The organism is Sphingobacterium sp. JUb56, assembly GCF_014191365.1.
Lineage (GTDB): Bacteria > Bacteroidota > Bacteroidia > Sphingobacteriales > Sphingobacteriaceae > Sphingobacterium > Sphingobacterium anhuiense.
This window is the reverse complement of record NZ_JACHWL010000001.1, coordinates 1,081,654-1,104,877: the sequence shown is the minus strand read 5'-3', so window position 1 is coordinate 1,104,877 and position 23,224 is coordinate 1,081,654. Positions and strand designations below refer to the sequence as shown.

General features: G+C 30.6%; 24 protein-coding genes. 8 read left to right on the top strand and 16 right to left on the bottom strand.

The annotated features are described in order from the left end of the window. Positions 1–5 precede the first annotated feature (5 nt). Both FHR29_RS04370 and FHR29_RS04365 read right to left on the bottom strand, forming a co-directional pair. Positions 6–677, bottom strand: a complete 672-nt coding sequence (locus FHR29_RS04370) for a hypothetical protein (protein ID WP_183912634.1) — start codon at positions 675–677, stop codon at positions 6–8. Continuing rightward, positions 668–3,745 (bottom strand): Eco57I restriction-modification methylase domain-containing protein, encoded by a 3,078-nt coding sequence (locus FHR29_RS04365; protein ID WP_183912632.1) that lies wholly within the window; start codon positions 3,743–3,745, stop codon positions 668–670. The genes FHR29_RS04370 and FHR29_RS04365 overlap by 10 nt, the downstream gene beginning before the upstream one ends. Positions 3,746–4,295: 550 nt before the next feature. Here FHR29_RS04365 and FHR29_RS26555 point away from each other — a divergent pair. The 3 genes from FHR29_RS26555 to FHR29_RS04355 all read left to right on the top strand — a co-directional run bounded on the left by FHR29_RS26555 (position 4,296) and on the right by FHR29_RS04355 (position 6,741). Further along, positions 4,296–4,550 carry an ATP-binding protein gene (locus FHR29_RS26555; protein ID WP_260291845.1) on the top strand — a complete coding sequence of 85 codons (255 nt, stop codon included), beginning with the start codon at positions 4,296–4,298 and terminating at the stop codon, positions 4,548–4,550. 341 nt (positions 4,551–4,891) lie between these two features. After that, positions 4,892–5,290 (top strand): hypothetical protein, encoded by a 399-nt coding sequence (locus FHR29_RS26550; RefSeq protein WP_260291843.1) that lies wholly within the window; start codon positions 4,892–4,894, stop codon positions 5,288–5,290. Positions 5,291–5,838: 548 nt separating this feature from the next. Beyond that, complete coding sequence (locus FHR29_RS04355; RefSeq protein ID WP_183912630.1) at positions 5,839–6,741, top strand: hypothetical protein; 903 nt, start codon at positions 5,839–5,841, stop codon at positions 6,739–6,741. A 59-nt stretch (positions 6,742–6,800) separates the two neighbouring features. On the opposite strand, the gene FHR29_RS04350 is transcribed toward FHR29_RS04355, so the two are convergent. Beyond that, the gene (locus tag FHR29_RS04350; protein WP_183912628.1) at positions 6,801–7,097 is read right to left on the bottom strand and encodes a nuclear transport factor 2 family protein; all 297 of its coding nucleotides are present in this window, start codon (positions 7,095–7,097) and stop codon (positions 6,801–6,803) included. 35 nt (positions 7,098–7,132) lie between these two features. Here FHR29_RS04350 and FHR29_RS04345 point away from each other — a divergent pair, with 35 nt between their 5' ends. The 3 genes from FHR29_RS04345 to FHR29_RS04335 all read left to right on the top strand — a co-directional run bounded on the left by FHR29_RS04345 (position 7,133) and on the right by FHR29_RS04335 (position 9,650). Then, positions 7,133–7,294 carry a hypothetical protein gene (locus FHR29_RS04345; RefSeq protein WP_183912626.1) on the top strand — a complete coding sequence of 54 codons (162 nt, stop codon included), beginning with the start codon at positions 7,133–7,135 and terminating at the stop codon, positions 7,292–7,294. Between the two features lie 61 nt (positions 7,295–7,355). Continuing rightward, positions 7,356–8,291: a DUF4238 domain-containing protein gene (locus FHR29_RS04340; RefSeq protein ID WP_183912610.1), complete on the top strand. Its 936-nt coding sequence runs from the start codon at positions 7,356–7,358 to the stop codon at positions 8,289–8,291. A gap of 762 nt (positions 8,292–9,053) precedes the next feature. Beyond that, entirely contained in the window at positions 9,054–9,650 is a 597-nt protein-coding gene (locus tag FHR29_RS04335; RefSeq protein WP_183912608.1) for a DUF6843 domain-containing protein, read from the top strand. A gap of 75 nt (positions 9,651–9,725) precedes the next feature. On the opposite strand, the gene FHR29_RS04330 is transcribed toward FHR29_RS04335, so the two are convergent. From FHR29_RS04330 to FHR29_RS04270, 13 genes are all read right to left on the bottom strand, one after another. After that, a complete protein-coding gene (locus tag FHR29_RS04330) occupies positions 9,726–10,136 on the bottom strand; it encodes a hypothetical protein (protein WP_183912606.1) in 411 nt (136 codons plus the stop codon). Between the two features lie 332 nt (positions 10,137–10,468). Then, a complete protein-coding gene (locus FHR29_RS04325; protein WP_183912604.1) occupies positions 10,469–10,783 on the bottom strand; it encodes a hypothetical protein in 315 nt (104 codons plus the stop codon). A 170-nt stretch (positions 10,784–10,953) separates the two neighbouring features. Further along, a complete protein-coding gene (locus tag FHR29_RS04320) occupies positions 10,954–11,502 on the bottom strand; it encodes a hypothetical protein (protein WP_183912602.1) in 549 nt (182 codons plus the stop codon). A gap of 270 nt (positions 11,503–11,772) precedes the next feature. Continuing rightward, positions 11,773–12,096, bottom strand: a complete 324-nt coding sequence (locus FHR29_RS04315; protein ID WP_183912600.1) for a DUF3592 domain-containing protein — start codon at positions 12,094–12,096, stop codon at positions 11,773–11,775. A 659-nt stretch (positions 12,097–12,755) separates the two neighbouring features. Beyond that, a complete protein-coding gene (locus FHR29_RS04310; RefSeq protein ID WP_183912598.1) occupies positions 12,756–14,387 on the bottom strand; it encodes a S9 family peptidase in 1,632 nt (543 codons plus the stop codon). After that, on the bottom strand, positions 14,326–15,015 hold the full coding sequence (gene lepB / locus FHR29_RS04305) for a signal peptidase I (RefSeq protein ID WP_183912596.1): 690 nt from the start codon (positions 15,013–15,015) through the stop codon (positions 14,326–14,328). Before lepB ends, FHR29_RS04310 begins: the two co-directional genes overlap by 62 nt. A 131-nt stretch (positions 15,016–15,146) precedes the next feature. After that, positions 15,147–15,695, bottom strand: a complete 549-nt coding sequence (locus tag FHR29_RS04300; protein ID WP_183912594.1) for a hypothetical protein — start codon at positions 15,693–15,695, stop codon at positions 15,147–15,149. Continuing rightward, a complete protein-coding gene (locus FHR29_RS04295; RefSeq protein ID WP_183912592.1) occupies positions 15,695–16,732 on the bottom strand; it encodes a BF3164 family lipoprotein in 1,038 nt (345 codons plus the stop codon). The genes FHR29_RS04300 and FHR29_RS04295 overlap by 1 nt, the downstream gene beginning before the upstream one ends. Positions 16,733–16,785: 53 nt before the next feature. After that, the gene (locus FHR29_RS04290) at positions 16,786–17,019 is read right to left on the bottom strand and encodes a hypothetical protein (RefSeq protein ID WP_183912590.1); all 234 of its coding nucleotides are present in this window, start codon (positions 17,017–17,019) and stop codon (positions 16,786–16,788) included. A gap of 10 nt (positions 17,020–17,029) precedes the next feature. Beyond that, the gene (locus FHR29_RS04285) at positions 17,030–17,257 is read right to left on the bottom strand and encodes a hypothetical protein (RefSeq protein WP_183912588.1); all 228 of its coding nucleotides are present in this window, start codon (positions 17,255–17,257) and stop codon (positions 17,030–17,032) included. 1 nt (position 17,258) lies between these two features. Next, positions 17,259–17,498, bottom strand: coding sequence for a hypothetical protein (locus tag FHR29_RS04280; protein WP_183912586.1), 240 nt, complete (start codon positions 17,496–17,498; stop codon positions 17,259–17,261). A gap of 2 nt (positions 17,499–17,500) precedes the next feature. Further along, positions 17,501–17,746 (bottom strand): hypothetical protein, encoded by a 246-nt coding sequence (locus FHR29_RS04275; RefSeq protein ID WP_183912584.1) that lies wholly within the window; start codon positions 17,744–17,746, stop codon positions 17,501–17,503. Positions 17,747–17,864: 118 nt separating this feature from the next. Then, positions 17,865–19,607 carry an O-antigen ligase family protein gene (locus FHR29_RS04270; protein ID WP_183912582.1) on the bottom strand — a complete coding sequence of 581 codons (1,743 nt, stop codon included), beginning with the start codon at positions 19,605–19,607 and terminating at the stop codon, positions 17,865–17,867. A 77-nt stretch (positions 19,608–19,684) separates the two neighbouring features. Between FHR29_RS04270 and FHR29_RS04265 the strand changes: the two genes are divergently transcribed. Continuing rightward, positions 19,685–20,353: a hypothetical protein gene (locus FHR29_RS04265; RefSeq protein WP_183912580.1), complete on the top strand. Its 669-nt coding sequence runs from the start codon at positions 19,685–19,687 to the stop codon at positions 20,351–20,353. A 171-nt stretch (positions 20,354–20,524) separates the two neighbouring features. Beyond that, on the top strand, positions 20,525–23,224 hold the full coding sequence (locus tag FHR29_RS04260) for an outer membrane beta-barrel protein (RefSeq protein ID WP_183912578.1): 2,700 nt from the start codon (positions 20,525–20,527) through the stop codon (positions 23,222–23,224).

Genomic DNA, 23,224 nt, shown 5'->3' with positions numbered 1-23,224 from the left:
AAGGTTTAGTAACAATTGATGTTTTTTGAAAAATCAAACATTAAATGATAAAGGATTACACTTTTTTCTGACACTTTGTGACATGAACAATATGAGAAACCAAAATCTACAACAATTTCCCTGTATTGCAAGTTTTGTGTAGTATTTGTCCCTGAAAAATCAGTTGCTAACAAATTATTAATTGAATCAACATTTATATTAATATCAATTGGATCTATAACAAAGCCAATCATACCATTTGTTCTATAATAAGTCGAATACTTCTCTGAAATAAATCTACATATTCCTTCTGATATGTATTCAGAGTTCAAACCTGATTTACCTGCTACATTTTTTGAACTTAATCTTTTACATTCAATAACATAATAAGCTTCATCATTAATAAATGGGTTTACTGGCATTATTCTTATATCAATTCTGCCAGTATTTTCCGGTAATTCAGGATCAAAAAGATAGCCGGTCATTCCATATTCTGTTTTAAACCACTGTTTTTTTAGATAATTGTAAAGAATAAAATCTCTAATACTATTCTCATTGTTGCTTAATGTTATATTATTTACATATATAAGTTTATAACAAGCAATCATCTTCGCCAATATTCCTTCAAATTCGGCATTGTAAAACATATCATTATTAGCATAACCAGATGCATTCAATTCTCCAAACATCATTTCCATTCCCTTCCAGCTTTTAGAATGGCATCAGCAAATTCATTCACATCTAAATGACCGATGGCTTTGTGCCAAAGTCGCTTTTCATTTGGTTTAAAAATATAAAAATAGTCTTTTTCAAATCCTCTTACATCTTTCTGTATAAAGAGTTTATCTGTAACTTTCTCAGAACCTATTTTTATCAGGAGTGATATTATTTCCCAGTCTCTATCTTGCTTGTTCACCCAAACTATTTCAGTTTTAAAAGAATTTATAGGAACAAGTTTAAAAAACATACCAACAATTTGATTAGTATACCAGATTTCTACAACAAATTTATAGTCATTATTACTAAGATAGGATTGGAAACGATTGATAAATAATTTGGCATAACTTTCTAGTTCTAGATCTTTTTCTTTGATGGAGAAAAACAATTGCTCATATTTTTCATGCCTCATTATCATAGGTATAATTACTCGATTTGCATAATCAAGTAAGCTAACCTCCTCACTACTGATTGAAAATGAATCAATTATACAATCATCAAGTTCTAATTGCTTATCCCTAATCAACATCTTTAAAGTTGGATCTTGTAGCACTTTGTCATTACTGTATTGGTCTGATAAAAGCTTTTCTAGAGATTCTACGGCTAGCGAGATTTTTTCGGTCTCTATTAGTGGAATATTGAGTTTTTCTTCATCATGTGACTCTTCTCTTTCTATTCCAGAAGAACTGAATGTCATCAAATTAAAATACGAGAAAAAAGTCGAGTTTAAAATACCCGATATTTGCCTTAACGTTTTTATTGTGCTATCATCTTTTCCCTTAATCCCTGTTAAAGAACTTTTATAGACTGAATCTTGATAACAAACAGCAGATACAGAATTCAAATTAGTATTTACACCTCCTGAAATTAATAAAACAGGAGCTTTATAAAGCTCTTTATTCCTTGTCCTGTGTACAATATCAAATTCCCATTTCTTTCTATTCTCTGGATTTATCCAATATTGCTTAATATCTAAACGTGTATCTATAAATGGCTTTCCCAACATATCAAAAGCATCATTTTTATCTCCACCGCCGACCATTACCCCCTGTCCTATAATAAGATCACTACCATTTTTTATCCTATCCTTTAATGTTAAATAATCAGCTTTTAACCTTTCAATTAAATTGAAGTCAAGATAAGTACCATAAACTAAGACCTTCCAAAGCCAGTCAAATTCCTTTAATTTACTTTGTTGAACTTTTTTAAAGTCCGTTCGGTTGATGGTAAATATTTTAAAAAGTGAGAAAAATCTACTTGGCTTTAAAGCAATATGCTCTATGATATTAGCATCTGTAGTAGTGTTATGGGCATAGCTGAAAAATAGGACACACGCGGGAGCAATTGCTTTGTCATTAGATTTATCAAAAACCTCACGTCGCACTGGTGCTAATTCAAAAACCCTTTTTAAAATAAAGTTATGCAAGAAGTATTCTCTAAAAGATTTACTTTGTAGATTATAAAGAACCTTGCTTGTAACTATTAATGCGCACTTAGTTACTGATTTTGAAAAGTCACTACTTCTTAATAAAAATGCTTGTGCGATTTCTTTATTTCCAATATTAATTTTTGGTGAATTAAATTCCGCCTCTTTCTTTTGTCTTTTTTCAATATATTCAACATATAAAGGTTTTTGTTTTTCTCCTTTTCCTCTCATCCAAGGAGGATTTCCTAGAATAAAGTTAAACTCAATATCTTTGAATTGGTTGTTAAATGTAGCGTTTTCATCAAAAAAATCTGCTTCAAAGAAATTTGAATTAAAAAGAACTGGAAACTTGAATGTCTCTATAGCAGGAGGCTCCAAATAGTCCAATAAGGTAAGGTAAATTGAAAATACGGCAACTTGAACAGCACTTAAATCTTTATCTACACCATAAATATTTTCTTTAGCTAAATTTTTTATAGCAGTTTTGAATTTTTCATCCTTGACCTTTATACCAGTATCTTCAATATACTTCTCAATAATTTTTCGAAGTGTTTCTACAAGAAAAATTCCAGAACCACAAGCTGGATCAAGCACTTTACAATAAGAATAATTGCCAGATTTCTTTGACAAGGCTTCGTTAAATTTAAGTTCTAATTTACTAGTGTCTGACAAATGTTTTTCTACTGTTTCTTTTAGAATGTAATCCACTAAAAAAAGTGGTGTATAATAAGCACCTTCTTCTTTTTGATTGTTTTTACCTATGAACATTTCATAGACATTACTAATAAACTCAATTGGTATAATGGAAAAATCATACAACTCAAAGAGTGATGGTTGGTTCTTGGCTATATCATCACCAAGTAATAACCTTTTTAACACTTGATAATCGCCTTTCCCTACTTGTTTATATTCGCTTGATGATAATGGAAATAAATCACCATTAAAACCTTGGTCCTTATCTTCTATGTATTCAAAAAAAGCTTGTATCTTTTCTGGATTATCTAATAACTCACAAAACTCTAAATTAGACCAAGTACGTGACTTGCCATCAAATTTCATTTTAACTTTTCGATCAATTAAATATCGCACAAAAATGATTTTGCCTAAAATTGCATTAACAAGTTTAGATCTTTTTTCATCGCCTTCAACTAGAATTTCACGTGCAGCTTTGATATTTTGTAATAAATGATAATCTACTCGATTTTTATAATCTAAGTGTTCTTTATATTGCTCCCAAGTTCTTCCTGTTACTAATTCAAAGTATGTAAAATTCGTAAGCTTATCCGCATTCCCAAGCTTTTCTAATGACTTATTCTCTTTTAAATAGTTGAATCCATTAAAAATTTCAACAGACTCATTCTCTATAAAAATAACAATCGGGCATTCATTGAAATTCCAAATAGCTTCATGTAGTTCAGACTTATTTTTCCTGTTTTCGAAAAACAATACCATTGGTTTATTATCAAACACAAAAATAGCATCAGGCTCAATTTTGCGTTCAATCAACCTTTTCACCCTATTAGGAAAAGAAGTTTCGATTTTCCACTTATCCTCTCTAATAAGAAAAAGACCGTTTTCCTTATTTAAACCGAGCTTCGAAAATATTTCAATTAATTTTTTCATTTGCTCTTGCAATATATCATTTTAGACACACATCTCGTATCTATTTCCTCAATAAATATTGTTACGTTTTTATAACCAAAAACCACAAATCCTCTGTACATGCGCTCCATGCCTGCGTTCCACATGTTCTTAGTATAATATTTTATCATATTTAACTTTTGTCCCATTTATTCAAACTATCAATATAAAAATATCGTTAATAATGAACTCTTTTAACACCTTCAAAAGTAAGCATAAACATTTAACATCCCACTGAATGAAAATGTAAACAGTTTATTATATAACTAATTGAGCAGTTCCTCCAAATCACTTAATTACACAAAAACTTTTATTTAAAATTGCCCTAAAGGTTTGATTTAGACCTATAATGTAATTATAAACTTAAAATGTGACTCCATAAATAATATATACATTATAAGATCAACTTTTATTCTTTATTATCCAACTAATGAAATCCGTATCCACAAAACTACAATATTTACTAATAATATTAGCTAAAAAGTTTTTATTTTATCATTTATTGTCGTACTTTTAGATAGATAAATCTATTATGAAAAATAACACACGGATCACGAACGCAAGTATAGAATCGGCAGATTTGCCGAAAGACACCAAGCACGTCATAGCGGAATATATCTGGAATGGATTTGATGCGAAAGCAACTGAGGTATCAGTAGATATAAGAAGTAATGCACTCGGATTTATCGAAAGTATCAGCATTCGAGATAATGGTGAGGGAATAGCAAGGGAAACACTGGACTATTCTTTTGGCAATTTCTTGGATTCTCTGAAAAAAATAATTTAAAACGAAGTTCTTATACACATGGAAAAAAAGGAAAAGGCCGCTTTTCTTTTTCTTTATTTGGTACTCGCGCAACTTGGAATACATCTGTTAAGGTATGTGACGAGCTATTTTCTTACACCATACGTATATATCGTGATGCTAAAGAACAATACGAAATCAGTAATATCAAAGTATATGAAAAAGATAAAGGGACTGATACAACTGTAAAGCTAGAAGGTATCTTTGGCTTTACAGCTGCAGCACTAGAATCTGAAGAACTTAACGATTTCCTTGCGCAAGAATTTGGCTGGTACTTACATCTCAATCGGGATTCGGGTTACAGCATACTTATAAATGGAACTGTGTTTAATTATAATAATTTGATCCAGGCAACGGACAGCAACATATTCACACTCTATAGTAGCCAAGAAAACTGCTACAGTTTCCAGGTCAATAATATCCGGTGGAAACAACAAATCGGAGTCCGCTACTATTATTATTTTTTAAATGGCAACAAAACCGAGATTACAAAACTGCTGAGTAGTTTTAATAATAATGTAATAAACTTCCACCAATCGGTGTATATAGAGTCGGCTTTTTTCGACAATTTTGAGCAAGATGATATCGCTGTATCTGTGGATAGCAACCTCTTCAGTGAAAAGGAGCCCCAAGTAGTTTATCGTAACTTATTGTCCGAGTTACACGATTTTATGGACCGCAAGCAAAAAAAGTATATTCGCGAGCAGGCTGTAACAGTATAACTGGAGCAGCTTAAAAAGAAAGCCCTTCTACCTCACTATAGCAGTCTGGAAGTAGATGTAAAACGCAAAAAAGTTTTATTGTCTCTTATACAAGAACTATAGATTGCAGATCCACGTGTATTTGTAGTTGTCAAACCCGATCTGATACGAACTTATTTACGTTTATTTGATTTGCTCCTGCAAACTTACCGTAAACAGGATATACTGCCTCTATTTGAAAATGCGATAGCTCTATCGGATAAGGAACGGAAGACTATTAAAATGATATTAGAGGGATAGTTTTGAAATTATTATTTGGGAAATATTTCGGTATACTCTTATCCAGTACTCCCATTTCGATGATTTAAAGTTTTCCAAAAAAGAATATAAATTTAAAAATCCAAATACCATTCATAAATGAAAGATAACGACAACAAAGAATTTAATAATAAAAATATAATCCTACATAGTTCCTTTAAGCATATTAGTCTTATCTTGTTATACTGGAATTGGAAATAGGTTGAATAGAATATTTTCTTTATAACTTTAACTTTTAAAAATACTAATCTATGTGTAAAATTCTCAACTGGTTATCAGAAAACCAGAATTGGAAAGATTTTCTAATTCCAATTATTGGTTCAGGAATTGGTGTTATTGGAGCATACTTAATAATGCTTCATCAAATTTACAAACAACAAAAAAATAGCAATTTAGAGATCTCTGACAATCAATCGTTATTAAGATCAGTGTATGAAATAAATTTAGACATTCTTAAAAATAGAATAAACACGACTCTCACACCTTTAACAGAGCATAAGGATCGAATTTTGATTGAAAAATTAGATTTTTCTATTACTATTTCTGAAATTTACATTAATACTTTTGATCTATTACAACAGATTGACTACGTTAAGCTTTACGAGTCATATAGACCAATTTTTCTATCTTCAAAAGCAAATCTATTTAGCGATTTTATAAACTCTTATGATAATTATAAAAGATTACAGTATTTAATGACCAAAATAAACAGTGAATTTCAAAGTTTTTTAAGATACAACAATGAAATTAATGCAAAAATTTCCTCTAATAAATCAAATTTCACTGATATCTATAAAATAAACTTACAAAGTGAAAAACCTCATTATAAAATTATAAAGACTCACATGGATTTATATTATAAGCAAATAGCAACAGTCGAAACTAATGAGGGGTATATCAGTTTTATGAATGCCTTGTTCTCAACACGTGAATTACATCATAATTTAGATGAAGATCTATTTGCAATCATAAAATTAGTTAAAAATAATCTTATGCTGGCGCACGATTTAAATAATAACTCACTATTATTATACTCATTTTTGGAAAAAGTTTTAGAGGAAATACCATCACTTCTTCTGAACATTCAATCTTTTATAAATAATGCCAAAGCGCACTATGATTTAATGGCTGATAAAAAAGTTACTTACATATAAAGATATACATTTTATCAAAAAATCTCTCGACGTGGCCTTTGCTAAACATATGATTTAACTTACTTATAAAAGTTAATGGATTGGGATATTTTCCAGTTATCACCATCGTTGACCAAGGTGATCAAATCGGCCTTATTAAACCCTTCAAATTGTTGGGTCACTTTTGCAACCATATAATCATCCGACTCATCAACTATAGTGGTAATTGTTTTACAGTTCAACTGCTCACCTTTTTGTTTTTTCAAGAGTGAAATAACTTCTGAACGGCTGTTCGTTTTATCTTCTGATGCATGTACTTTCTGATTAAAATCTGATGTAAACAATTGCTCTACTCCTGCCGACTGTCCCTCTATCATAAACTGCTACGTAATGATCAATTGCTAAGTCTGCTGTGAATAGATTGACTACTGCTTTCTTAGATTTATCTCCTACTGGTTTGCCTGCTGCCATAGTGAATGTAGATACTGCGATCAAGGTTGTGTTTGTTCATGTATTTGTCAAGATTGTCTTAAAGGCAGGTGCATATCCTAATTTTTCAATTCAAATTGAATAGAAAAATGATACGTACTAAAATTATTAAGTAACTTTAAAAAGAACTATAAGCGAGAGTTACCATGAAAACCGGAGACCCAATTGATCATCATTACGTTCCTAGAGTTTACCTAAAACGATTCGTAGATGAGGACAACTATTTTCATCAACTATGTAAACAATATAGGAGCATTTCAAGAAAAACTACTCGACAAGTATGTTATGAAAAGAATTATTTCAAGATTCAACGTGAGGAATCTAAAATAATTAGAGGTATCAGCGATGATTATTATATTGAAAAAAATGCTTTCACATCGCAAGAAAATAGCTACTCCGATCTTGCAGATCTGATATCTCAAAAACAAGAGGTATCTTTTAAAATGACTAGATCTCAACTCGAACTTTTACTAGCAACGCTTGTCACAATAAAGCGACGAAATCCTACTACACGAGACTCACTGACAAATACCTTGAAAAAAGACGTGTCGGCGGGAGGGCTAGAAGAGCGATTTAAACCATATATGGGGCTAGCGAGAAGAGTTGATAAAGTAGACCCAACAATCTACTTAAGAAAAATGAAAGAGGAATTTATTAATGAACCTTCAAAAGCTGAAGACCTATACACGGGTTCATTTATAGATCAGCAATCGACAATTGTCAAAAAAGTAACAGAGACCTTTTTATTATCAGCAATTCAAATCTATCATGCCCCAACTGGACATGAATTCTTTACTTCTGACAATCCAGGCTTTGTATTAAGTGGAAATGAAGTTATCAATTTTGGAGGCTTGGGAGATTCCTATCTTTTTGGATTTCCAATCAGCCCTACAGTATGCTTAATTATTGATAGTGATAAAATAGCACAGCAATCGGTCGATGGCTTTACAATTTTTCCAAAGGTTTGTACAGAAGAGGAATTAGAGCGTATAAACTGGGCAACAGCATTAATTGCAAATAAAAAACTCTTCATGAAAGATCGTGATTATATGGCAAATTTTAGGGATAGATATATGAAATAGACTATCAAATTTATATCATTAAACTCTAATCACAATTACGAATATTTAAATGAAGTAGTCAAAATTTAATCTGACTACTGCATTTATAAAAAAAAGATATTCCTATTCATAAAATCTAGAACAGAGGAATTTGAGTCTCTTGCTCTACTTCAACATTAACCTGTGCCATCAAATTATACAATGGTATTTCCCCATTTAGTACCTCAAAGCTGACTACAAATGCATAATCGACATCTTCTTCAACATTTTGCTCCCAGCCCTTGTGCCCAACAACGGCAAAAGAGAGCTCATTCGGAAGGTTATAAGATTTTACAGTTGCCCAATCCTTCTGATTGGCATTTGCGTGCCTTTATATAAAAAAATAAGTTTTTCAGTTAATTTATTACTGCTTAATTTACAATTACGCGCAATGATAAGTAATCTTATTTTACCCAGTATACGGGAAACCGTAAAAGAGAGAAAGGAGGAAAACATTCGGCTTTATCGAGTCTGCATAACAAACCCTACATAATTTATACTACAGATTGCAATTGCGCCTTTGTCTTTCGATTCGTTTCAGGAATAAAAATGATAATTACACCTTTTATATTAATTCAAAATCAATTACATTCATCGCTGATAAAAGTCTTTTTTATTTCCTTTTGTAGTATATTAGCAAATACTATATCCCTTATGCTAACAGTGATGCAAATTTAAAATTCAGTCTGCCATTTTCGCCAAGCCACAAACCATCTGTAATTTTATAAATACGACAAATACAAAATGAGAGTTTATAAAACGGGACTTATTCTGATTATTTTAAGTTGGATTGCTTGCTTAAATCTTTATTGGATAATATTTGGAGGACCAGTTTTTATAATCGGACTTTTGATAGTATGGCTCTCTAAAATCAAGCTAAAGACAAAATTACTAACGACCTTTTTACCACTGCTACTTTGGTTTCCTGGAATGCTTGCATTCGTCTTTTTAGCCTCAAAGCATATGACACCACAGACCTTTCTTATTCCTAAAGACTTTAGAGGTCAAATCACGCTAATTTATAATGAGCCTTGTGGACAGACTGTTCCAAAAGTAGACGGAAGACTGATTTACAAAATTCCAGATAATGGAGTTATGATACTCACAAACAAATTTGAGACTGGTATCATAGACCAAGAGTATTATTTTGTTGATAACAACTGGAACAAAATAGAAAAAATACCTGAACTTATACAGCAAGACTTTAACGAAGACTACACACTTGAAAAGAACAAAAATGAGCCTCCAAGAAATAGAGGCGGTGCCCCAATTTTATGTTTGCGCGCTGATATAATTTTAAGGTCAAATGCTGTGCGAGAATCAAATTGTTCAAGAGCATGAATCGATCTTTCCTGTTTTCTAAATTAATAACAAAGGTTGGTATGTGAATATTTTTGTACATAAATGGAACAGTACTTATTTAGCGAAGAAAATTCCAGAATCAAATTCGCCAACTTTTTTTAGTCTCATAGTGCGACTTTTATTCTCACCTGTTACTTTAAAATCCATAATATCTTTATCAATACGCTTTATTTGAAATAAAAAAGAACCAGAATTACCATCGGGGGTTGAATAATCATATCCCTCCCCCTTTATTAATCCGTCTTTAATTTCAGTTATCTTAAAATGCTTAGTTATACCGGTTCCTTTTTGCATTATTTCAAAAAAACCTGCCTTATTAATTGACAGCTTTTCCAAAAAGCCAATTTCTGTTGAAGACCAAAGCCCATACATAAATGTTTCGCATGAATCCATTTTCTGAGACATTGTGTTTTGAGAATACATTAATAAAATTAAAGATAGCGAAGAAAACCAAATTTTTTTCATAACCAAATAATTTATTGTAAATACTCTAGTTAGATATTTACAATACAAATTACAAAATATTATTCTAATTATCAAACATATAGCGCAATTGTTGGGTTAAATAATAGAAGTATAGACATTACCCTCTGAAAGTGAAGATATACATATTAACTGCGAGCTTTATTTTGCTAGAGCTTCTAAAAATTGGGATTATGTCGCAGCTGAAAGCTTTTTTAAAACGCTACAAACTGAAATGGTCTACCATAGAAAATTTCTAGATCAGCAGTCCGCAAAACTGCGTAGTTGAGCGTTATGTTTTTCGTGTGCTAGCGCGGGGGATCCATTTCTAACAACTAATCTGCTAAGCTAATAGCTACTTGTAATTGCGGATAGTCATCACTTACTTCATTAACTTGATCAATACTCGTGAGTGATATATTGTTATTAAACACTTCAAATTTTAGTATGAAATTGTCTTTTTTGTTGTAAAGTAACCCATGCTCTTTCCCTTCAGCATCTTCATAGTAACCGACTAATAGCGTCCTTTCTAAATTAATGTTGTTTGATATGATTAAATTTTTCAAATCAAACCATTCATTATGTAGTAATGCTGTTAATTCTTCTATTTCTAATTTATAATCTTGGAATTCTTCTGTAGTTATTTTCATGGTTAATAAAGGTTTATAGGATCTTAATGTACTGTTTAAAATGAAATTGTTGTTTATAAATTCCTATCAAAAGCCTTGTTTAATTTATGTTTTATTTTCCGTTAAACTGCTTTTGAAAATCAAGTCTGGAAGCGACTGATTGAAATCAATCTTTTGTAAGGCTAACTTTTTCATAGTTCAAAATTATCTACTTTTTTGTGTGAAAACTTCAGCGTATAATTTATCTCTCCTACTTTTTTTGTTGCAATTCGTGCTTGATTAAGGTCAAGCCGATAATCTTTGAGACAGGTTTTGATACTGCTAACCGCTTTTTCACTGTCTACAACCTTACAAAAAAAATTTAATTTCTTTTGACCCATATCAAAACCATCCACATCGCCTACTCCATTCCAGCCTAGATGGTCTTTTAGATATTCTTGCACCTTGTCTTTTAGCCATAAATCTCTTTTATTTCCTAATTCACTCTTTAAAGGAAACTGAACAACAACCCAATGGTGATTATCTTCATCGATTTGATAATAGCCATTACTTTCACAGTCTTTACAGAAATTATGTACAAAATCGTCATTTGCATTTTTCGTTTCAATCGGTATCTCTTCTACTTTTCCCTTATAACCAACTTTTCCATAGTGAACAATGGCTACTTTTCTGTTTTCGTCAAACCAAGTTTCTTTGTAAAGTAGTTGTTCTTTATCGTCAGTTTTATAATATTTTATCATGGTAAGTTCACTCTATTTATTGTGTACTGGAGTCGTTCTGACCAGCATATCCAATTAATTTTCGATAGTTTTCATAATCTTATCCATTTTTTATTGGTTATTATAATTAAAACAACAGCTTCATATGCTAAAGTCTTTAATAAACAATAACCGTTGACAAACATTGCTCCAACTTACATGCCTAAATTATGCTGGCATCTGGTTAAATGTTAAAAGTAAATAATGATATATTATGACTATTTTCAGAATTATAACCGGAAAGCGAAAATTCTAGTGGATTTTCTTCAAAATGAAGTCGTCGGTATCGTCTTTATTATAAATTACAATTACCTTTTCTCCTATTTCAAAATATGAAGGGTAAGTTCCAACAGAATATCTGCGTCTGACGTTCTCCTTATACAAAGTTTGATATCTGACTACTGGATAGTAGACATTGATTCTACTCCAGAGATCAAAATCTAAATCGACAATAATTCCTTCTGTTCTTAGTCCGTTCTTTTCTAATCGACGTTTCTGCTGTGTCCTCAAAACCAACACATATACTATTACAGTACTGATAAACAGAACGAAGACTACAGTGGTAAAATCATCCATCTTCATTTAATTTTTGTTAATTACTTTCTTAAACCAATTGTTGAAATAATTTGTGGTAGCTTCTTTATACTGATCAATTGATTCTACCATTATTACTTCATTTGAGGGATCTATCTCCGTTCGTTTCATTTCAAAAGTAAAAGATACGACATTCCACAGTTCTATTTTATCATTCCAGATATGATCTTTGTTTGACCTATGGGAAGAACTGGATAGAATGGCAAGAAAATCAATTTGCTGCTTGTTTATTAATGCTTAAAGAAGCAGTATTATTAAGGCTTATGATGTGGCAGTTGAGCAATGGAATCAGTACACCAGTTTTTTAATGTTATAAAGCAATGATGCAGTATAGGATGAAAAGTCTTGGATTAATAAGATATTGTAAAAACAATCCTATTGATTGGTGTAATATTATGTAACCAGAGAATGAAGGTGAACATATTAAAGGTATTATATAGCTTATGATGAAACAATTTTAAGCGTAAAATGCACGTCTCGTTCTGAAAAAACTTTATACACTATAGTTATTCCATTTGAATTTACAGTATCGTGATTTGCCTCGCATTGACAAATCTGGGCACCTTGTGGAACGATAGTTCTCACTCGTATAGGTACCAGGATATTGTCAAACTCCTTATAATTTGATCTAATCGGATAACCTATTGCGCCATAAAGGAAGATATTTCTTCGCAGATCTTGGAGATATTATTTTTGCCACTAATACTATGCCCCTCGTTTTCTAAAATTTTTATTCGTGCCCCAGACTCTTGATGTTTCTTCAAAAGTTGTATTCTATCTTTATTGTAGAGCATGAAATCTTTATCTCCAAAAATATAAAGTGTGCTGATGTCTTTAATAAAAAAATTAGAATCCGTACCAATACCCGAGAAATCAATAAAATGATCAAAATTATATTTTCCTTCCTTAATAAGTTGTTGCGCAATCTTACTGCCATAACTTACTCCCACCAATGATATCTTTTTAATCCTATTATTTTTTATAATTTTATCCAAATCATGTCCAATCGATCGCACTTGATATTGAAGCGACTCATGATCTGGCACACCCAATAATTCCCTTTTATTTCCCTTACCTGTTGATCCCGGATAATTTATTGCTATCACACCGACCCCACTTTCCAAAAGAGAGTAAAAATATCTATTGTACCTCAAAGAAACTTGCTCATTTGGCCCTCCATGCAGCCACACAACCCAAGAATTTTCCTTCTTTAATGGATAAAAAATCAGATTATCAACTCCTTCATATTTAGAATCCGTAACAACCCTATACGGTTTAATATCCAAATGCTGTCCAAGAATATCTTTTAACTCACCTTGGTCATTTATAAACAAAGAAGCCGGTTTGTTCAAATCTGAATACAACATTAAAATGCTATCTTGCTTTAAAAACGCATCATAAAGAACTCCTTTACTTTTTATTGGCACATCGTCTGAAGAAAATGTTAATCCTACATTCCTAATATAGGATACGCTAGAATTGTCGGCGATCTGGCTTAACAAAAAAATATCATTATTTTCTACAATCGAATCTATTATTAGATTTTTAGTTTCATCAAGTACAAAAATAGAATTGAAGCCATTAATATGATCACTTAAAAAATATAATTTATCTTGATTATATTTTATCTGTCTACTTCCAACAAATTCGGATGTGGACTGCCATAATTTTTTAAAAAGATGATCTTCAAAGCTAAAAGACCAAATATCCCCCTCAAAATCCTGTAAATAAGCTTTATTATTTTGCCCTTTAAAAAGAAAGCGGAAATCTACAGATGATGCTAAAAGTGACCATGTGCTTTTATTTACATCATACAACTTAATTTTTCCATTCTCCAACATTAACAGATTATCCTTATTTATAAAAATCGGATCAGAAAATTCAGCATGCGAACCATTTGTTATGTTAACTTTCAGTTTTTTTAAAAAATTGTAGTAAATCACATCATAACCAGTTTTATTAGTTCTTTCCGTTAAGAACACACCACAAGTACAATCCATTGAGAAATCACGTGGATAAGTATTCTGATTTAAATTAAAATCCAAATATTCGATTTTTCGGTAATTGCTAAATATATTGGAAATAAGTAAAGGAGTAAAGTATCCTTGCTTATTGCTTGACAATAATACCTTCCCACATTGTTGGTTATAAATAATCTTTTTATTTATTTCAAATGGACCTGCCTTTTTATTACAATTGTAAAAGGTAATACTAATTAATACGACAAAGGAAGCGATCCCAAAACTTCTTTTCAGTGGGGCGATATAAAACATAATTAACTTTTCCTATGATATTATTTCTACTAACAGAGCCGAAAGTCCTCGAATCAGTAGAGAAATTTCGGTTGTCACCCACGAAATAAACTCCACCTCTGCTAACTCTTTCCGATAATTCACTTACACTATCCAATTCAAACTGAAAATTCTGTAATGTCAACAAGTTAATTTCATCCGGTGTTAAATTTAATTTATAAAATGAGTATACTCCGGGAATAGCAGGCCGTATTGTCTGGAAATCAAATTTCGAGGAGCTCTTGATTCTGTTTAACTGCGAGTTCTCGATTTGAACATTATAAACTCTTTTAACAAATTTATTGTTATTCTCTTTACCATTAACATATATTCCAGATTTGAAGTTATCTACTGAATCATTCTCGACAGCTATCATACGTTTTACCATAATAGTGTTATTTCGTATAAAAGTTACTACATCGTCTCTTTTAGGCTGATAAAATCCTAAAAACCTTTCTCCTACTTGTCCAAAAATCAAATATCGCTTAAGCGAAGCCGGAATTGATGGGCCATACGCTAGTTTGTTGACTAAAATAATATCGCCCTTTGTCAAGGTATTTTCCATCGAATTACTCGATACTCGAAACACATCCAATAAAAATGTTCTCACTATTATTATTAAAATATACACTAAAATCACCTTGAAACAGATGCTCCACCATGACTTATTTTTAACCAAAAACAATAAAGTTAATAGAGCTATTATTAAGACGAATAAAATGACCCAGAAAAGCATTTTTACTAATTATTTTTTATGTATTCAAGATAATAATTTCGCAATTCAGGATTCAAAACAGGATTTCCTATCACTTTGATTCGATCTTTTTGATCTACAAGTAATACTTGGAATCTTTTATCCCAAATATTATTTCGAACTGGAATAAAACGAGCAGTATCGGCTTTCCAATTGAGTTTGAATTTTAACTTTGAAATTGTTTCTTTATCAAAATCAGCAGGATCTGGTGAAAAAATAAATATATTTAATGACTTATCATCAGGACTTATAGATCTAAGATCATCTGAAAACTTCTCCCAAAAATCGAGTTCCTTTACACATTGACTACAAGTACCATCAATATATGCGAAAATCCTATGCTTAGGAATAGTATCACTATCTTCCGTTTTAACATGCTCAAAATATGGAGCATCTGTAGGATAATAAAATGTTTTGTCCAAATGCTCTTTAAGGGTATTTTCGACTTTATTTTCCCACTTCTTTTGTTTAGCAGATCTGTTTCCACAGGAATAAAAGGTCAAACAAGCAATTGCAAATATTAAGATTAGTTTCATTATATTAAAGAGATGTCAAATTTTACAACTTCGGGTGTATTGTTTTCATTAATAGTTATTGCATAAATCGCCTTATTATCTTTTGCCACTGCAATTCGTTTAATTTGCTTGTCAGTATTCAAGGTATATGCATGTTTTCCATCAGTACTAATTACCCTGATTACACTTGAAGCAGACTTCTCCTCCATAGACTTTCCAGAATATAATCCATATACATAGTTATCTGTAACAGCTAGATCAGTATATCCCATTTTTGATTTACTAGTAAAATAATAAACTGGAATTCCCCTGATTTCATCAAAAATAACACTTTCAGGTTTCGAATAATGATAGTTAAAATGCTCATTATTTTCAAGATTAACAACATCCAGCATATCAGCATTAATTGTGGCTGCAACCACTATTTTTTGGTTAGGACTTATTTCAATTAATGAACTATATATCGAAAGATTCATTGCTTCCGATATGGAATCATTATATTTTGTAGGCAACGAAAGTAAACTTTGTTGGTACGCATTATTCTTTCTATTATATATCGTAATTCGCCCTTTCATATGTTCCTCACTTGAGCAAATGATCAAATCCTGTGACAATAGCAGGTTTTTATCAGTTACTTTTATTGAGGATAAATTTTCTAAGCCAACCATACTTTCATTTAATGCAAATACTTTTCCTGAAAACAAATCCGATATAACTAGTCGATTATCTACAATATTCATTCTACCGATAATTCCTTTGCCCATGATATCGTTTCCTTCTAAAACATATCTAGCTTTCCTTTCTCCTTTGAGAGTATAGGACTCCAACATAGGGCGTGTATTTTTGTTACCGATATAGATGAGAGAGTCATTCAAAGCTATATCCCATGGGTCGGCTAACTCAATCGAACGTATTAACACTTTGCCTGAAATGTCCATATGGACAACATTGGAATTTTCAAATTTGAATGAATTAGATTGACAAGAAACAAAAATGAGAATAATAATGCTACAGCTAAAAATTTTAAAATTGTTGATCATAAATAAGGTTAAATCCATAGAGGAATGATAAGAGTGGGGAAATTGCCCCACTCTTATGAAATGTTTAAAAATTACCAATTAACGAAAGGAATTCCGTAACCATTCATGACGATCTGTCCTGTATTAATAATACATGCTCGGTCATTAACTGCTCTACATCCAGCCTCTGCAGCTGAAGCATTAAGCAATTTTAGATTATCAAGGGATTCTAATGTCGTAACACTATTACTATTGGCATTTATCATGTTAAACCCAATAATTACTGCAAACACAGTCAAACTAGATAATAATTTTATCTTCTTCATAAAATATTTTTTAAAAATTAGCAGTAGGTATTCCTGATCCAGAAATTGTAGTGCCAGCGATCGTTATAACACAAGGGTTTGCTGCCGGCTTACAATATGCCTCACCTGCAGATGCATTCATAATTTTGAAATTATCTAAGCCTTGTAAGGAATATTCTACAGGTTTATCAGATGTCATAAAGTTTAATGTAAAGACTCCCGCCAAAATTAAACCACCAAATAAAATTTTCTTTTTCATATTAATGATTTACATAAGGTTGGCCAACACCAGAAATATTAGCATTAGGTACGCTGATATCACATGCATTCTGCGTAACAGGTTTACAATACGCTTCTCCAGCGGAAGCATTTAAAATTTCCAGATTAGCAATATTCGAATTTGAAATAGATGTAAAAACTGTTTCTGTTAAACGAATATTGGCAGAAATAGCGATGACCGCGCAAGCGCTAATTCCGACAAATAATTTGATCTTGATCATAACTAGTTGTTAGTATAAGGCTGTCCTGTACCTTTAATAGTTACACCACCGGAAGTAATTTCGCAACTATTGGACGAATTATCCTTACAATATGATTCTCCAGCAGAGGCATTTAATACCTGTAAGTTATTTAAAGCTGAAATAGTACTCTTAGCATCATTTGAAGAAGCATTAGAATATACAAAATTGCAAGCGGCTATTCCTAAACCTAAAACTGCAAATACAGAGAAAATTGATTTCTTTTTCATAACAAAGTAAATAGTTTAAATTTGATTAAAATTAAATAATTAGCTGTCGCGAACATGCTATATCAAATCTAAAACAATAATTTATATTAAACAATAGTAAATGTGCAATAATTTAAAACTATTGTTTCAAAAGCCATTTATTTACACTATCCCTCATTTCCTTTACAACTAGTTGATCTGACTCATTACTCCTAAATAGAAATTCCTTTGCTCTGTTTTTAAACTTAACCTCACTACGGGAATTATAATACATTTTACACAATAAATATTCTCCATAAAATAATTTAGGTACCATAAACAAAGCATCCTCGTAATATCTTTCAGCAAGTTCATATTTTCCTTGACGACTTAACGACTCAGCATAAAGCAAATAATTGTTGACATTAGGCCTAATTTTAACAGTACGTTTACTTACTAGGTCAGACACGTAGTAGTTTTCAGTTAAAAATAATACTTTCGCATAATGGTCTAAAAAAAGGGGATTATTATTTAAGTATCCTAAAGAATATACTTCGTCATAAAAAGATTTAGATCGTCTAAAATCACCATTGTCATAATAAGCTATAGCGGATTTCCATTTCTTAAATGAACCATAAACTGATAAGCAAAAATTTAAGTAAAAAACTGCTAAAACTAATAGTGATAGTGAAATAACATACACTCCATTCTTTTTGAAACCTGGAAATACAAGAAGATTATGATTGGTATCAATAGATGATATTAGACCCAAAATAAAAAATAAATAAATGCAAATAGCTGGAATCTCACTCGGATACGAAAAAAGAGAAAAGATACAAATAGTCAAGCAACTAGCCTTAAGAGGCTTTGATAATTTTGAATTAAACTTAGGTGCGAAAAGATAATACAGCATGATTGAAAGCAATAACAAACCCACAATACCAAGTTCAAACCAGATTAGTAGCAGGTCATTATACAGATACTCCACATTATCAGCAATAGATAAATATTTACTTGTTGTATTATTTTCGAAATAATCTCGCTGAAAGAGCATGTAGTTTTGCTTAAAAGACCCAATTCCGTTTCCTAAAAAAGGACTTTTTTCAATACCAGTTAATGAATTCGTCCAAATAAATAATCGTCCATTTGCAGATTTATATTTATATAGATAAACAAAACCACAAATAAAAATTACTGATACCATTACCAAGATCATGTAGCTTTTTTTTGCCAGAAGTTTTGACTTAACCTCTCTAACAATTTCATCATTCCAGTATAAATAGCTAATAGAAACAATTACTGCTAAAAAAGCAGCCCGGGAATCTGCAGAAAACAGTAATATCACAGAACCTACCATCACAATATAAACTATAATCTGAAACAAGGTCTCAAACCTCCCCTTAAATAAGTTATAATTTTTATAATAACAAAGTGGAACAATCATTGCCAAGAAACCGGCATAAGGAGCTGGGTTAAAAAAGGTTCCAGAGATCTTAAACATGGAATTTGGGCTCTCTATTAGATTTAAAATTTGGAGTTCACCTATAAAAATCTGTAAAATAGAAGAGGCTAACATCAAAACTATAGTAACTTTCAGATTAAGTTTACCAGAGAGCTTTCCTACGAAATAAACAATTAATAATGCAAGAAAATAATGCATGTGAGCATAATCAGGCATTCTACAAAAGAGGTAACAAAAAAAAACAACAAGAACAAGATCAAATTTATTTAAAATAACTCTGTCTCGTTTTAAGATTAATATACTTGAATAAATAATAAGTATCGGCATCAAAATATATACATACACCTTTTGTCCGAATACACTTGGATAAGCAACATCAAAAAGAGCCCCTAAAGGACAAATTAATAAAATTGCATAAAATAAAAAATTAATAAATCTCATTTGGAATAATTTGTTTTTATATATAACTTAGATCACTTTAATAACTTAATTTTAAATTTAGAGATTATATCCATATTATGAAGAACAATAAAATAAATTATTTTCACTTAGCACTATTTTTAGCGATATTTTTAAGTAATTTAACAAGAATTGCAGCTTCAGAAAAAGTTCAGATTTCTTCCAACGTAAAAATTGACAGTATACTATTTTTTATTGACGGTGAAAAGAAAATAGCAAATCAGGAAGTAGTAGAATCTGTGAATAATGAAAATATTCACAGAAGCTTTTTGTTATTTGGTGAAAATGTACAAAAGGCTTTAGGAAGTAATCAAGTAATGATTATAATTACTGACAAAAACAAAGATAGCGCAAAGGTAAAAAATTTACTAGCAATAATTAACAAAAATAACCTAATTAGATCAAAACCAATCGAAAACGAAATAATAAACAAACAAACGATAGATGAACCAAACAAAGGTTTTAGTAAAATGTATGTTCTAGATCTTAAAACAGCCGGTATAAATGAGATGGAGCAACTCACCAAAGAGCTACAAAAAAACAATATTTACACTTCACCTATAAAATACTCTTTTTTAGAAGGTAAACTTAACAGTTTAGCTTTTTCGTGGAATTACAACAAAATTAACAAAGAAATTAAATGTAACGACATCAATGATCATAAAAACTATCTTCTTATATTAACAAATGAAAATGGTGTAATCGAAATAAAAAAAGTAATTAAATAGTTTATGACATTTTATTGTGTTGCAATCTAACTTTGTGAATTATTTTAAATTACAGAAAAGCCTATAACTAGGTTGTATATGACCATTATAATATAATTCATTCAAAATGATATTTAAGCGTTAAGTTTAACCTATCCAGACGCCAAATATAACCTATAAATATACTTCTTCATGTCAATTAAATTATTCTTAGTATTTTTAACTAGTATTCTTTTCTTTAATTTATCGCTTGGACAAAGAAAATTAAGTGGTATCATTTACAATAAAATAGACACTACAGCTACAGTGGGTCGTAGTACAATTTATCTGATCAAAAAAACCGATTCTATTCTTCTATCACATACCTTTTCGGATCGCAATGGAAGTTTTTCTTTAAATGTCCCTGCATCAGATTCTGCCACACTTATCGTCTCAACCAAGGGCTACATTGATTATAATGAAGATTTTATTTACACAGATAAAATGAAAATGATCTCAATAATTAAAAATTCCATAATTCTTGATGAGATAAAAATTCATAAAAAAATTCCAATACTGATCAAGGGGGATACAATAGAATATAATGCTAATTCGTATAAAACGGAGAAAAATGCTAATGTAGAAGAGTTATTGAAACAACTCCCGGGTTTACGAATAGATAGAAATGGTGAAATAACGGCTAATGGAAAAACTGTAAATAAAGTATTACTCGATGGGGAAGAATTTTTTGGCAATGACCCCACCCTGCTAACAAGAAATATACGTAGCGATATGGTAGATAAAATACAAGTTTATGATACCAAATCGGATTTCGAAAAGCTGACTAATATAAAAGATCAGAGCCAAAGCGAAAAAACAATTAATGTTAAATTAAAAGAGGATAAAAAAAGAGGGCAATTTGGAGAACTTTTTGCAATGATAGGTAATCTTAAAAAGTACGATGGCCAGGCTAAATTAAATAGATTCAACGGAAGTTCTAAATTTTCTATTTATGGTTTAATAGGAAATATAGGAACTACTTCTTTATCTATTTCGGATCAAAACAAATATGGTTTTAACATAAAACGCCCCGGAATCACGGTACTGAACACAAATACTTCCTTAAATTCATTTAATGGGAGATACGATGGAGAAGGATCACCTCAATCATTTTCTGCCGGAGGACATTATAGTATAACAGCAAATAATTCAAAAACAACGTTAAATACCAATATTGTTTCAAGTGGTATTGACCTTGAAAAAACAAGCAATTCCTTTGATCAATTAATTACAAATACTTTCGATTACAATAGGGAGAACAATGCATTTAATAAAAGTAAAATTCGAAAAAATAATTTTGACGTAATCATAAAGCACAATATTGATTCACTATCTGATTTAAAATTCGATATTAACTATTTTCAACAAAAAACAACACTTAATGAAATTGCAAGCGGAAAACTCATTACTGGAGATAAAAATTTTAATTATCTTAATACAGTAAATAGCGATGGTCAAGAAAACTCGTTTAATATAGTAGGACGTCTGACTAGAAAAATTGGACAAAAGCAATCTCTCTCTTTATCAGGAACTTTTAACACTGCAAATAATAATGGGAACACAAGTGTTTATTCAATTAGCGATAATAAAATAGGACTAAATCAGTTAAAAAACAATGAAAGAAATATGTCCGTAATTGCTTTGGATGCGATTTATTCCTATAAATTTAACAAAACTTTCTCCTCAATTCTAAGTTACAGCTATTTAAGAAATACTAACAATGCGGATTTACTATCATATAACCGCGATACTTCACAATATTCGACACTTGATTCTTCAACAAGTTCATTAAATAAAATAAAACAGACTGTCCATTTACTTAACCCAAGCTTCAAGTATAATTTAAAGAAAGGAGCAATATCTTTTTCTAATACTTTTCTTTTTTCAAACACGAAATTAACAGATAACTTATTCAATCAAGGAGTGGTTGATAATATTTTGAATGCAAATCCACAGTTTAAAATAGACTTAGATGTTTCAACAAAATCATCAATAAGCCTAAAATATTTGGGAACGACAATCCAGCCTTCAATTACTGAAAGAATACCCTATTTAGATAATAGTGATCCTCAAAATTTAAGAGTAGGAAACCCAAATTTAAAATCAACATTTAAAAACACTATTTCAGGTACTCTAAATTACTTTAATCCAATTAATAGTGTGTTCTTGGGAATTGCCGTTGCACATAACCAGATCTTAAAACCAATCATCTATGACTTAAGTATAGATAATGAAGGTATTAAAACCTATCGTGCACAAAATGGAGAAAAAGCGTCATTAAATGAGGAGATTTCTATTTTTTTTGGTAGAGAATTGACAAAAAAAATTAGAATTGGATCAAACTTAAGTACTTCATTTAATCAGTTTTACAATAAAATTGACGATAATTTTACAAAAAATTCAATATTAAAAATCTCTCCTGAATTTAATATTTCTTATACAGATTTACGTATTGCTAGAATTTCATATTCAGCAAACCCATACTATGAAAATTTTGAAAATAATATTTCTTCCATTAAAATGGGAGGTTTATATAGTTTTAAAATGCATTTTGAATTTGACCTATACAAACTTAAAAAAATAACAAATTTAAAAATTGATGGTTGGTATGAACAAAAATTTGGAAATAATAATTTTCTACCATCATATAATCAAAATTTACTCAACGCTAAGCTCTATAAGGAAATACTGAAAGACAAAAATCTACAGCTGTCATGCGGAGTTTACAATTTATTAAATTCCAATACACGATACTCAAGAAGCCTATATCAGAGTATGCAAAATCAAATTTATGCAAATACAATTCCAAGATTTTATAACATTTCAGTTAAATATTCATTTTCAAAATTTTAA